The 11,731-nt window shown below is 64.4% G+C and carries 12 protein-coding genes; 11 read left to right on the top strand and 1 reads right to left on the bottom strand.

Going from position 1 to position 11,731, the window contains the following annotated elements; genetic code table 11:
• Nucleotides 1-60 precede the first annotated feature (60 nt).
• Together FQ746_RS34415 and FQ746_RS34410 are read left to right on the top strand one after the other, a co-directional pair.
• Nucleotides 61-633: a sugar dehydrogenase complex small subunit gene (locus FQ746_RS34415; protein WP_144114260.1), complete on the top strand. Its 573-nt coding sequence runs from the start codon at nucleotides 61-63 to the stop codon at nucleotides 631-633.
• Between the two features lie 45 nt (nucleotides 634-678).
• Complete coding sequence (locus FQ746_RS34410; RefSeq protein ID WP_144114259.1) at nucleotides 679-2,307, top strand: GMC family oxidoreductase; 1,629 nt, start codon at nucleotides 679-681, stop codon at nucleotides 2,305-2,307.
• A 33-nt stretch (nucleotides 2,308-2,340) separates the two neighbouring features.
• Here the strand turns inward: FQ746_RS34410 and FQ746_RS34405 are convergent, their stop codons facing one another.
• Complete coding sequence (locus FQ746_RS34405) at nucleotides 2,341-3,615, bottom strand: hypothetical protein (RefSeq protein WP_144114258.1); 1,275 nt, start codon at nucleotides 3,613-3,615, stop codon at nucleotides 2,341-2,343.
• Nucleotides 3,616-3,808: 193 nt separating this feature from the next.
• Between FQ746_RS34405 and FQ746_RS34400 the strand changes: the two genes are divergently transcribed.
• The 9 genes from FQ746_RS34400 to FQ746_RS34360 all read left to right on the top strand — a co-directional run bounded on the left by FQ746_RS34400 (nucleotide 3,809) and on the right by FQ746_RS34360 (nucleotide 11,686).
• Nucleotides 3,809-4,537, top strand: a complete 729-nt coding sequence (locus FQ746_RS34400) for a GntR family transcriptional regulator (RefSeq protein ID WP_186310916.1) — start codon at nucleotides 3,809-3,811, stop codon at nucleotides 4,535-4,537.
• A 60-nt stretch (nucleotides 4,538-4,597) separates the two neighbouring features.
• Complete coding sequence (locus FQ746_RS34395) at nucleotides 4,598-5,824, top strand: ABC transporter substrate-binding protein (RefSeq protein WP_144114256.1); 1,227 nt, start codon at nucleotides 4,598-4,600, stop codon at nucleotides 5,822-5,824.
• A gap of 69 nt (nucleotides 5,825-5,893) precedes the next feature.
• Complete coding sequence (locus FQ746_RS34390) at nucleotides 5,894-6,814, top strand: ferritin-like domain-containing protein (protein ID WP_144114255.1); 921 nt, start codon at nucleotides 5,894-5,896, stop codon at nucleotides 6,812-6,814.
• A 21-nt stretch (nucleotides 6,815-6,835) separates the two neighbouring features.
• Nucleotides 6,836-7,759, top strand: a complete 924-nt coding sequence (locus FQ746_RS34385; protein ID WP_144114254.1) for a hypothetical protein — start codon at nucleotides 6,836-6,838, stop codon at nucleotides 7,757-7,759.
• Nucleotides 7,756-8,646 (top strand): branched-chain amino acid ABC transporter permease, encoded by an 891-nt coding sequence (locus tag FQ746_RS34380; protein WP_144114253.1) that lies wholly within the window; start codon nucleotides 7,756-7,758, stop codon nucleotides 8,644-8,646. The genes FQ746_RS34385 and FQ746_RS34380 overlap by 4 nt, the downstream gene beginning before the upstream one ends.
• 3 nt (nucleotides 8,647-8,649) lie before the next feature.
• Nucleotides 8,650-9,717 carry a branched-chain amino acid ABC transporter permease gene (locus FQ746_RS34375; RefSeq protein WP_144114252.1) on the top strand — a complete coding sequence of 356 codons (1,068 nt, stop codon included), beginning with the start codon at nucleotides 8,650-8,652 and terminating at the stop codon, nucleotides 9,715-9,717.
• Nucleotides 9,710-10,486 (top strand): ABC transporter ATP-binding protein, encoded by a 777-nt coding sequence (locus FQ746_RS34370; protein ID WP_144114251.1) that lies wholly within the window; start codon nucleotides 9,710-9,712, stop codon nucleotides 10,484-10,486. The genes FQ746_RS34375 and FQ746_RS34370 overlap by 8 nt, the downstream gene beginning before the upstream one ends.
• The gene (locus FQ746_RS34365; protein WP_144114250.1) at nucleotides 10,479-11,297 is read left to right on the top strand and encodes an ABC transporter ATP-binding protein; all 819 of its coding nucleotides are present in this window, start codon (nucleotides 10,479-10,481) and stop codon (nucleotides 11,295-11,297) included. Before FQ746_RS34370 ends, FQ746_RS34365 begins: the two co-directional genes overlap by 8 nt.
• Complete coding sequence (locus FQ746_RS34360) at nucleotides 11,294-11,686, top strand: RidA family protein (protein ID WP_144114249.1); 393 nt, start codon at nucleotides 11,294-11,296, stop codon at nucleotides 11,684-11,686. The genes FQ746_RS34365 and FQ746_RS34360 overlap by 4 nt, the downstream gene beginning before the upstream one ends.
• Nucleotides 11,687-11,731 lie beyond the last annotated feature (45 nt).

The following is an 11,731-nucleotide window of genomic DNA, read 5'->3' as shown; positions in this document are numbered from 1 at the left end:
TTTCAACTGCCTGGTCGAAGAAAAGACAAAAAGACCAAAAAAACGAAAAGGGATCTCACCATGCCGCAATCCAAAAACCGGCTCGACGGCGCCACGCACTGTCCGTCGCGCCGCACGTTTCTTGCCGTTGCCGCAGGCGCCGCGCTCGCGGCAGCCGTGGCCACGCCGCTGTCTTTCATGCCGCGCGCGTTCGCAGCGTCGGGCACCTCGGGCACCTCGGGCACCTCGGGCGCACCCGGCGCATCGGCTGACCTGTCCGCGGCATTTCTGCGGCTCTCGATGTTCGTGACCGGCCAGCACGATCTCGACCCGCAAACCGGCGCGCGCTTTTTCACGTCGTTGTCCCGGCACGATCCCGCGTTCGGCGCGCACATCGGCACGCTGCTCGCGCATATCGACGACGCAAAGTTCGCCGACATGGACGCGTTCGTCGCAGCAACGCCGGTCGACACCTCGCTGTTCGCCACTGCATCGCAGATCGTTTCCGCGTGGTACCTGGGCATCGTCGGCAACGCGGCCGATGCCGAACTCATCACTTACGCCGACTCGCTCATGTACCGCCCCACCCGCGGCATCCTGGCGGTGCCGACTTATGGACCCGGGCCGCTCGCCTGGGGCCCGAAGCCGGCCTGACCTCACGGTCCAGTCATACCTCAGCAATCTAACGAGAAAATAGTCATGAGCAATTTCGACGCAGACGTGATCGTGATCGGATCGGGCGTGATGGGCGGACTCGTCGCGAGCTCGCTGGCCCGCGAAGGAAAATCGGTCATCGTTCTGGAAGCGGGGCCGCGCGTGAAACGTGCGGACGTCGTCGAGACTTTCCGCAATGCACCGGTCAAGCTGTCGCTGGCCAATATGAAACTGCAGGGCGGCGGCTCGCCGTTTCCGAGCATGCCGTATGCGCCGTCCACTTACGGCGACTATCTGCAGCAGACCGGCCCCGTGCCGTACAAGACCGCGTATCTGCGTGTCGTGGGCGGCACGACCTGGCATTTCGGCTCGGCGCTGTGGCGCATGATTCCGAACGACTTCAAGCTACAAACGCTGTACGGACGAGGCCGCGACTGGCCGTTCAGTTACGACGACCTGGAGCCTTACTACTCGCGCGCCGAATACGAGCTGGGTGTGAGCGGCGTGGACGAGGAAGATCAGGGCGGCAATGGCGGCGCGCCCTTTCCGCCGCGCAGCAAGCCTTATCCGATGAAAGGCCTGCCCAACAGTTATTTCTTCGACCGTGCGTCGGAACTGCTCGCCGCCGGCGGATACCACCCGATCAGCGAACCGAACGGACGTGCGACGCGGCCTTACGGCAACCGGCCTATCTGCGCGGGCAACAACAACTGCAATCCGGTGTGCCCGATCGGCGCGAAGTACGACGGCTCGATGCATATCGACGACGCCGAGAAGCACGGCGCGAAAGTACTCGAAAGCGCGGTGGTGTATCGCATCGAAGTCGGCGCGGACCGCAAGATCAGCGCGATTCTGTACAAGACGCCGGACGGCACGTCGCATCGTCTGACCGCGCGTTACTTCGTGCTCGCCGCACATGCGGTCGAGTCGCCGAAGCTGCTGCTGATGTCGACTTCGGCGGACTACCCGAACGGCGTTGCGAATTCGTCGGATATGGTCGGCCGCAATCTGATGGACAACACCGGTATCAGCATGAGCATGACCGCGCGCGAAGACATGTGGCCGGGCCAGGGGCCGACCGAACTGCTGATCTACATGAACTATCGGGACGGCGCGTTCCGCAAGGATTTCCCCAGCTACAAGACCAAGGTGCGCAACACGGTGCCGACGTCGCAGTTGACCTCGAAACTGATTGCCAAAGGCGTGCTGGGCAGCAAGCTCGACCAGCAGATTCGCGAGCGCTCCGCGCGCGACATGAACTGGGCCGTGGACTTCGAAATGCTGCCGCTGCCGCAGAATCGCGTGACGCCGAGCAGGACGAAAACGGACGCGCTGGGCCTGCCCGTGCCGTCGATTTACTACAGCGTCGACGACTACTGGAATGCGGGCCGCGATTTCGCGGTGAAGGACTTGCAGCGGATGGCGGGGTTCCTGAATGCGGACGTGACGGCGACGGACGTCAATCATCAGAACCGTCAGCACATCATGGGCACGACCATCATGGGTACGAACCCGAAAGATTCCGTCGTCGATGCCGACTGCCGCACGCACGATCATCAGAATCTGTTCATTGCCGGCTGCAGCGTGATGCCGGCAGTGGGATGCGTGAACCCGACACTGACGGGCGCGGCCTTGAGTATTCGGGTCGCCGACACGCTGCTCAAGGAAATCTGATCGACACGCCTGCCGCCGCGCGCCGCCGCTGCGTCAGGTGGGACTCGTAGTGAGGCGCCGCTCCGCCTGTTCGTAGACGCCGGCCAGATCGTCACCGGTGTCTTCGGCGAGGCGCGCGGCGCTCAGCGCTTGCGCGTCCTCGTGGTCGAGCAGGAACAGCGCTGCGCCCACCATGCGCGACCAGCCTCGTTCGTGGCAGAGCGCGTCGAGTGCAGGATCGAATCGGGTCGAGCGCCCGGCGAGCGGCGCAATATTTTCGCGACAATCCACTACGGTCACCGCAGTTAATCCACCGCCTTCCCCACGCTCGTCACGAATCCGCGCGAGGTTATCGTCGATCGCCGCGATCGATGGGCCGTCGAGTAATTCGCCGTGAATCAAGGTCTTGAACAGATGCACGCCTGACCCGCGTGGCACCAGGACGAACGATTCGTCGAGCCAGTCGCTTTGCGCATTGCCGGTAAGCAGCGTCAGCTTCTTCTTCACCGCTCGCGCGACACCGCGTCCCGTTCCCGCCACGAGTTGCGCGGAAAACGCCCACTGTTTCTCGCTCGCCTCAAGCGCGCGCATTTTCGTTTCGATCGCTTCGATCTGCCGCCGGTAGTCGGCCAGCACACTCAGCCGCTGCTGTTGCGCGTCGTTGTGCACATGGTCGAACCAGGCTGCGTTGAGCACGGCGGCGCCATCCGACAAGCGCGCAATCAGCAGCGACAGCGCGGCCAGGAAGCGCTGCTGCGCCGCGTCGTCCATGGGTGAGGCCAGTTGCGGCAACAACAACACGCGGCCGGCCCCGCTGGTGCGATAGGCCGCGAGCGGCTCGCCCTGCGCGCTCTTCAGGATCGTTTCGCCCGGCACCTTCGCGAGACGGGACGCCGGCCGCCACAGGCCTGCGGTGCTCGAAAAAAAGTCGTGAAAAGGCTCGCCGCCCGCAATCGACTCGCCCTGCGTGGAAGAGACCTCCTGCAATTCCGCGAAAACCGGGTCCAGCGCTTCGAGCAGATCGAGGTCGATCACGTCTTCGAAATGATGGGCGCGCACGGTCGCGCGCGCGGGCAGAAACGTGACGATCGTGCCGCCGCGCGCAAGCAGCGCATCGAACTCATGCCGCCAGTGACGCGTCGCGACGAACATGTCCGTCGACGCGCCGACGCTCAACTCGCACCCCTCCTTCGTCAGCCCGTCGTGCAGCCGGGCCGGATTCCACAACACCGCGTCACAACCGGAAAGCGCATCGCGCGAAAAGTAGCTGCCGGCCCCCGCCACCGCGGGCGAAGGCTCGAGCGCCACGTCGATAGTCTGAATTCGCATAACGATTCCCGAAAAGATTTTTTTGAAAAACAGGGAAATGTTTTAATGTATGGCCAACTATACATTTAACGTCTCACCTCGTCCTCTGGACAAAATGATGCCGCCGAGAACGCTTCCCCGCATCCATTCCCCCGCTGCAGATGGGGATATATCGTCACCTAAGGCAGACCGTTCCATCGACCGGCTTTCGCCGTTGCCGCTCTACGTGCAGATCAAGCGGCGGCTGCTGGTGGAAATTCACGCGTGGTCGCATGCGGACCGGCCGTTTACGCCCGAGCACGAGTTATCGGCGCGCTTCGGCGTCGCGCGCGCCACCATGCGTCAGGCAATGAGCGAACTCGTCAACGAAGGCTATCTGGTCCGGCGCCGCGGCCTCGGAACCTTCGTGATGACAGAAAAGGTCGTGGAGCGCGTCGACCCGTCGATGAACTTCATCGAGCAATGGGCGAGCCTCGGCCGCAAGCTGACCTTCGAATTGCTGCGTATCGAGAAAATTGCCTGCCCGCCCGCCTGGCAAACGCGGCTGGGTCTCACCGGCGACGATCTGGTCTGGCATATCGTGCGCCTGCGGCGTGCGGAGCAGGTGCCGGTGTCCATCGACTACCGCTACGTGAGTGTGCGGTTTGCGGGCTCGCTGAAGAAACGCGCGCTGGAGCGTCAGTCGGTTCTCGATCTGCTGAATCCCGACGCGCAGGCCGTGAATGCCGAGTTCGGCCTGGAGTGCCGCGAAGCCGACGAGGCGGACGCCGAACATCTGAACCTGCTGCCCGGCGATCTCGTGCTGACGCGGCACATGACCTACCGCAACGAAGCGGGCGATGTCGTGCTCGCGGGCACTTCGCATTACCGGCCGGATCAGGGACGCTGGTCGGTGCGCGTGCCGCTCACGCCGCACGCGCCGCCCGACACGGACCACGCGTAAGACGCCCTTTCCGGTTTCTCTCATTCCTCTACTTTGAATCCGCCTGCATTGGAGCAGTCCATGAATCGTGTTTTTTCCGTTGCAAGATCGACGCTTCGACAACCCGCCGACGTCCAGCGGAGCGCGCCTTCGCGCTGGCTGCGCAGTTGCGCGCTGTCCCTGCCGCTCGCGTTCGCGTTGATCGCGAGCGGGCCCGCATTCGCGCAGGTCAAGATCGGCTCGATCCTGTCGGTGACGGGACCCGCCGCGTTCCTCGGCGAAGACATGAAAGACGCGATGCAGATGGCGGTGGACGATCTGAATGCCCACGGCGGCATCAATGGACAGAAGGTCGAATGGGTGTTTTACGACGGCGAGAGTCAGCCCGCGAAGGCGATCAATGCCACGCGGCGTCTGATCTCGCAGGACAAGGTCTCGGTCATCGTGGGCGGCGGCAACATGAGCGGCATCGCGCTCGCCATGCAACCGCTCGCCGAGAAAGCGCAGGTGCCGTTCGTCTCCACCGAAGGCGCGATGTCGATCGTGTATCCCGCCGCGCAGCGCAAGTTCGCGGTGAAGAGCACGGTGGACGACGACCAGGTGCTGGAGCGTCTCGCCGACTATTTCGACAAACAGAAGATCACGAAAATCGCCTTCCTCGCGGACAGCAGCGGCTTCGGCCAGAGCGCCGTCGAACAGCTGAAGACCATTGCGAAGGAGCGCAAGCTCGAGGTGGTGTATCAGTCGTTCAATCCGTCGGACACCGATCTCACGCCGCAACTCACGGCCGCGAAATCGGCCAGTGTCGGTGCGGTCGTGTGCTGGACGGTGACACCGGCCGGCCTCATTTTCATCAAGCAGGCGAAGCAGTTGGGCCTCACCATGCCGCTGATTCATAGCTATGGTTTCGTCGACCAGCGCTACATGAAACTTGCAGGTGAAGACGCGAAAAGCATCCTGCTGGTTTCGGTGAAATTCCCGGTCGGTGCGGACCTGCCCGATAACGACCCGGTCAAGTCGAACATTCTCGATCTGACGAAGCGCTTCGAAGCGCGCTTCGGTCACGCGCCCAACCAGTTCGTCGCGCAGTCGTACGACGCCGTGATGCTCGCCGCGCAGGCCATGCAGAAAGCCGGTCCCAAGGCGGATGGCGCGGCAATTGCCGGCGCGTTCGCGGGCATCCAGGGCTACAAGGGCATCAGCGGCATCTATACGTTTTCCCCGGAACGTCACTCCGGTCTGTCGAAGAGCGACACGGTGATGATCCGTTACGACGGCACCCGCTTCCGTCTCGCCGATTATCACTAGGGCCGGCGTACTGCTCATCCGCTCGCCCGCTCATCACGCTCACCTAGCCCGTCCGCCAGGAGAACCATCATGTCCGTAGCCTCGTCTTTTACGATTCTCGACGCACCTGTCAGCCAGTTTCCGCTCGACCTCGACGTGCGCATTCCGAAGATCCGCGAACTGTTCCATCTGTCGACCAGCAAGCAGTGGGATCCGCGTGTCGATATCGACTGGGAGGCGTGCGACCCGTCCATCTATACCGAAGAGCAGCGCTACGCCGGCCGCCTGAGCTGGAGCCGTCGCGCCTGGACGGAATATGCGGCGATCTCGGAGAGCCCGGCGCTGCAGGTGCGTTTCTGTCATGAGAAGCGCGCGCCGGACATGCGGCTCTACTTCACGATCCGTTCGCAGGAAGAAAGCCGGCATGCGGAATCGTGCTTCCGGATGGCCGAGCGCCTCGGCGGCTACATCGAGGCGCCCAAGCCGAAAGCCCAGCAATCGGTGGCGACGCACGGCGTGCGCCGCATGGCGCTCGATCCGTCGATGCCGCTCGAAGCCATCATCGCGGCGCTCGTCTGCACGTCCGAGGAAGTGGCGTTCGACGTGTTCCGCCATCTGGCCGAGATCACCCGCGACCCGGCCGCGAAACGCATCCACCAGATGATCACGCGCGACGAAGTACGGCATTGCGCCTTCGGCTGGCGCTTTCTCGACGCGCAAATGCCGCTGCTCTCGCGTGCCGAAGTCAAAGCCGTCGAAGAAGCCGTGGTGACCATGATCGAAAAAGTCGAACTGAACGGCTACCACGTGACATGGCTCTCGCCGGACAGCGAAGACGCGCGCGAAGAAATCGCCATGGACCGGCTCGCCTGGGAAGCCGGACTCGGCGCGACGGTCGAGGAACTGGAGAAGCCGATTTTTATCGCGTCGATCCGGTCCATTCGCGAACGCATGCGCCCGTGGGGCATCGACTTGCCGAACTTCTCCCACCCGAAGCTCGGCACATTCTGAACGGAAGACCTGGAGCCGCACATGACTGACATTCTCGCTGCGAGTCCGGCGCTCGCGACACAACCGGTTCGCATCGGCCAGGAACGGCGCTTTCCGATCGCGCTGTCGCGCCAGATCGATTCGATCCGCGATCTTTACGATCTGGCCAAGCAGTCGCGCTGGAATCCGCTGACCGACATCGCGTGGGCCCGGCTCGATACCGGCGCCTATTCGGCGGACGCGCTGCTGGCCGCGCGGCTGGTCTGGAGCCGCCGTGCATGGCTCGAGTATCCGCGCCTGTCGGATACGCCGGCGACGTTGATCCGCTTCTGCCTCGAACCCGACCGCGAGTCCGATCCCAAGTACTTCCTGACGGTGAAGAACACCGAGGAAGCGTGGCAGATCGAGACATATCACACGCTCGCCAATGCGCTGGGCGGCTATTTCGACCGTCCGCCGCAAGCGCGTGACGAAAGCCTGTTCGATCAGTTCCGCCACGTGTCGGCACTGCGCGCCGAAGATTCGCTCGACGCGCATTTCACCGCGCATTGCGTGGTCGAAGCGGAGGTCGAACTGCAACTCTATCGCGCGTATCTGGACAACACGACCGATCCGGTCGTGCGTCAGGCGCTCGAACAGATCGTCACGGCCAAGGAACGGCACGCGCGCTTCGGCTGGCTGTATCTGGACGTCCGCTCGCCCGTGTGGGACGAGGCAGCGCGCGCGGCCATCGTCGAACGGGTGCTGACGTATATCGCCAAAGTGGCGCTCGGCGGGCTGCACAGTGCGCTGCTCGCGGGCCAGAGCGAACTGGAAAGCGCGACCGACCGTACTGCGCTCGCGGGCCTCGGCGCGGTCTCCGCCCAGCAGGAAGTGGACGTGCTGCTCGGCGCGTTGCGCGACTCGGTCAAACGCCTGAACGCGCTGGGACTCGATATCGCGTTGCCCGAAGGTCGGGCCGTATGAATCCGCTTGCCGTGCAGCTGCTGCAACTCGCGATTGCCGGACTCACGATGGGCTGCATCTACGCAATCGTCGCGGTCGGCTTCAACGTCGTGTACAAGGCGACTGGCGCGATCAACTTCGCGCAGGGCGAGTGGCTGATGGCGGGCGGGATGATCGCCTCCGCGCTGCACGGCGCCGGTTGGCCCGTGTGGGCGTCGTGCGTCGCGGCGCCGGCGGCCTGTGCGCTGCTCGGCTGGATCTGCGACCGGCTCGTGATGCCCTTCGTGAACCGCAGCGGCAGCAATAATCCGTTCACGCTGACGCTCGTCACCATCGGCGTGGGCCTGAGTCTGCGCAGTGCCGTGATGATGACGCTCGGCAAGGACCCGCACGGTTTGCCTGGTCTAACGCCCGGCACGGTGTCGCTCGCAGGGATCGCGGTGGATGCGCAGGCGCTCTGGCTGATGGGCATCGCGCTCGCCTTCATCGTCGCGACGCATCTGTTCTTCGAGTACACGCTGGCAGGCCGCGCGATGCGCGCGTGCGCAGCCGAACCGGGCGCAGCCGCGTTGATGGGCGTGCCGGTCGAACGCACGGTGTCGTGGGCTTTCGTGCTGGCTGCGCTGGCGGGCGGCGTCGCCGGTGTGATCGTCACGCCGCTCACCTTCGTGTCGTACGACTCGGGCACGCTGTTCGGCTTCAAGGGGTTTGCCGCGGCGATGCTCGGCGGTCTCGGCGGCTTGCGCGGCGCGTTGCTCGGCGGCCTGCTGCTCGGTTTGCTGGAATCGTTCGCGAGCGGTCTGGTGTCGTCGCATTTTCGTGACGCGGTGTCGTTCGTCTGTCTGCTGCTCGTGCTGTTCGTACGTCCGCACGGGCTGTTCGGACGAGCCGATATCGTGAAGGTCTGAGCCATGGCCTCTCTGGAAAAACCGATTCCGCGCGAACCACGTGGCGAGGTGTTATCCGGCTCGCTGACGAGATCGGACGCGGTCTCGATCGACGCACGAGGCGCCGCGTTCAACCGTCGTCCGGCGAGCCTCTTCGTCATCTGGGCCCTGCTCGCGCTCGTGCCGCTGCTGCTGCCCAACGCGTACCTCACCGGGCTCGCAGTCACCTTGCTGCTCAATCTGCTGCTGCTCGCAGGCCTTAACCTGGTCGCCGGTTACTGCGGACAGATTTCGCTGTGCCATGCCGCGTTTTATGGACTCGGGGCGTATGTCAGCGGCGTGCTGTCGGTCCGCTACGGCACGCCGCCTTTGCTCGACATGGCCGTGGCCGTCGCGCTGACCGCGGGCGTCGCATTCGTCACCGGTTTGCCGACCTTCCGCCTGAAAGGCCACTACCTCGCGATGGCGACGCTCGGCCTGAACGCGATCGTCTCCGTGCTGTTCGTCGAACTGGTCGATCTCACCGGCGGTCCGAACGGGCTGTCCGGCATTGCGCCGTTTTCCATCGGCGGCTTTGCGTTCGATACCGACCGCGCGTTCTACTGGCTATGCTGCGCCGTCTCGCTCGCGCTCATGTGGGGCATCTGGAACCTGACGCATTCGCGCATCGGCCGAGCGATGGTCAGCCTCGGCACCAGCGAGACCGGCGCCCAAGCTAGCGGTGTCGATACGCGCAAGATGAAGCTCGCCGTGTTCACCCTGTCGGCCGCGATGTCGGCGGTTGCGGGTTCGCTGTATGGGCACTACACGGGTTTCATTTCGCCGGAATCGTTTTCGGTTTCCGTCTCCATTCTGCTGATGGTGATGGTCGCGGTGGGCGGGCGCGCCCGCTTCTACGGCCCGCTGCTCGGCGCGCTGGTCTACACGTTCGTGCCCGAAGGGTTACGCGCGATTCCCGATGCCGAACTGCTGATCTTCGGTGTGGCGATGGTCGTGGTGCTGACGGGCTTCCCCGCCGGGCTCGCGGGTATCGGCGAGACTTTGCGAAAACGCTGGGCAAGTCGATCGACGCGGAGCGTGCGCCATGACTGATGCGATTCTCAACGTCGACGCCATCGGCGTGCGCTTCGGCGGCCTCGCGGCGCTCGACGACGTAACGTTCAGCGTCGCGCGCGGCAGCATCAAGGGATTGATCGGCCCGAACGGCGCGGGCAAATCCACGCTGTTCAATACGATCTCGGGCAACACCGCGCCGTCGAACGGTTCGATCGCGTTCGAAGGCAAGCGCATCGACGCGCTGCCGATGGCGCGGCGCGCGCAACTCGGCATTGCCCGGACGTTCCAGAACCTGCAGTTGTTCACGCAACAGACGGTGCTCGAGAACGTGATGGTGGGATGTCATCCGCGAACCCGCGCGGGCTTCGTGGCGTCGGTGCTGCGCACGCCCGCGCAGCGCCGCGAGGAACGCGAGATTCATGCACGTTCGATGGCGGCGCTGGAAAGGTTCGGACTCGCGAATCGCGCGCAACGGCTCGCCGGCACGCTCAGTTTCGGCGAGGCGAAGATCGTCGAGATCGCCCGTGCGCTAGTCGGCGAACCGTCGCTGATGCTGCTCGACGAACCGGTCGCCGGCGTGCCGCATGGCGAGGTCGAACAGGTCATCACCGCGATCGAGAACGTCAACCGTGCAGGCGTGAGCCTGTTGCTGGTCGAACATAACCTCGGCTTCGTCATGTCGCTGTGCGACGAACTCGTCGTGCTCGATCATGGTTGCCTGATCGCGGATGGCGACGCCGAACAGGTCGTCGGCGATCCCGCCGTGCTCGAAGCCTATCTCGGCGAGGAGTTGAGCGATGCTTGAAATCGACGCACTGCGCGCGTCTTATGGCGCCAATGAGGTGCTGCACGACGTCTCGCTGACGGTGCCGCAAGGGCGCATTGCCTGTCTGCTCGGCTCGAACGGTGCGGGCAAAAGCACGACGCTGCGCTCGGTGTGCGGCACGGTGCGCCCGCGCGGCGGCAGCGTGACGTTGCGCGGCGCGCGCATCGACGCGTGCTCGCCGGCGCAAATCGTGAAGGCGGGACTTGCGCTCGTGCCCGAGGGGAGGCGTGTATTCGGTCCGCTGAGCGTCGACGAGAATCTGCAGATGGGCGGCTACCTGTTACTGCGCGAAGGCAATCGCGCGCGCTTTGCCGAGCGGCTTGCTTTCGTGCGCGGTCTGTTTCCGCGCCTCGAAGAACGTGCGCGGCAAACCGCCGGCACGTTGTCGGGTGGCGAGCAGCAGATGCTCGCCATCGGCCGTGCCTTGATGAGCGGCCCCAGCGTGTTGCTGCTCGACGAACCGTCGATGGGTCTGGCGCCGCTCGTCGTCCGCGAGATATTCGCGACGCTCGGGCGTCTGCGCGACGAAGGCATGACGCTGCTCATCGCGGAGCAGAACGCGCGCGCGGGCCTTGCAATCGCCGATCACGCGTACGTGATTAGCGAAGGACGTATCACTCGCAGCGGCAGCGCCGCCGACATTCTTCACGACCACACGCTGGCCGATACCTATCTCGGCAAAGGCGCGGCTGCGCTCACGCGACGCCAGCGGGTCGCCAACCACGCCCACGCGTCCCAAGATTCCCAAGCTTCCCAACTTTCTCAACCTTCCATCGAACCACAGCCATGAGCGTCGAGAAACTGAATCCCCCTACCGTCCACGCACCCGGCGGCCCCTATAGCCAGGGCGTGTCGATTCGTGGACCGGGCCGCACTTTGTACCTCGCCGGCCAGATCGGCGTAGCGCCGGACGGCGCGCTCGCCGACGGCTTCGAAGCGCAGGCGGCGCAGTGCTGGCGCAACGTCGTCGCGATTCTCGAGGCGGACGGCATGTCCGTGCAGCATCTCGTCAAGGTCAATACGTACCTCACGGACATAGCGGATGCAGTGCGCCTCGGTCCCGTTCGCGAACAGTTTTTGGCCGGGGCGCGTCCGGCGTCGACGCTCGTGGCGACCCCCGCGCTCGTGCGGCCCGAATGGCTCGTCGAAATCGAGGCGATTGCATTCAAGCCGGATTAACGACATCGCGGCATTTTTCTTCGCTGGTGTTTTTCCATCGCCAAA

Origin of the sequence: Paraburkholderia sp. BCC1886, assembly GCF_900996245.1 — a bacterium.
Taxonomy (GTDB): Bacteria; Pseudomonadota; Gammaproteobacteria; order Burkholderiales; family Burkholderiaceae; genus Paraburkholderia.
The sequence above is the reverse complement of the archived record's forward strand: the minus strand, read 5'-3'. Positions and strand labels throughout refer to the sequence as shown.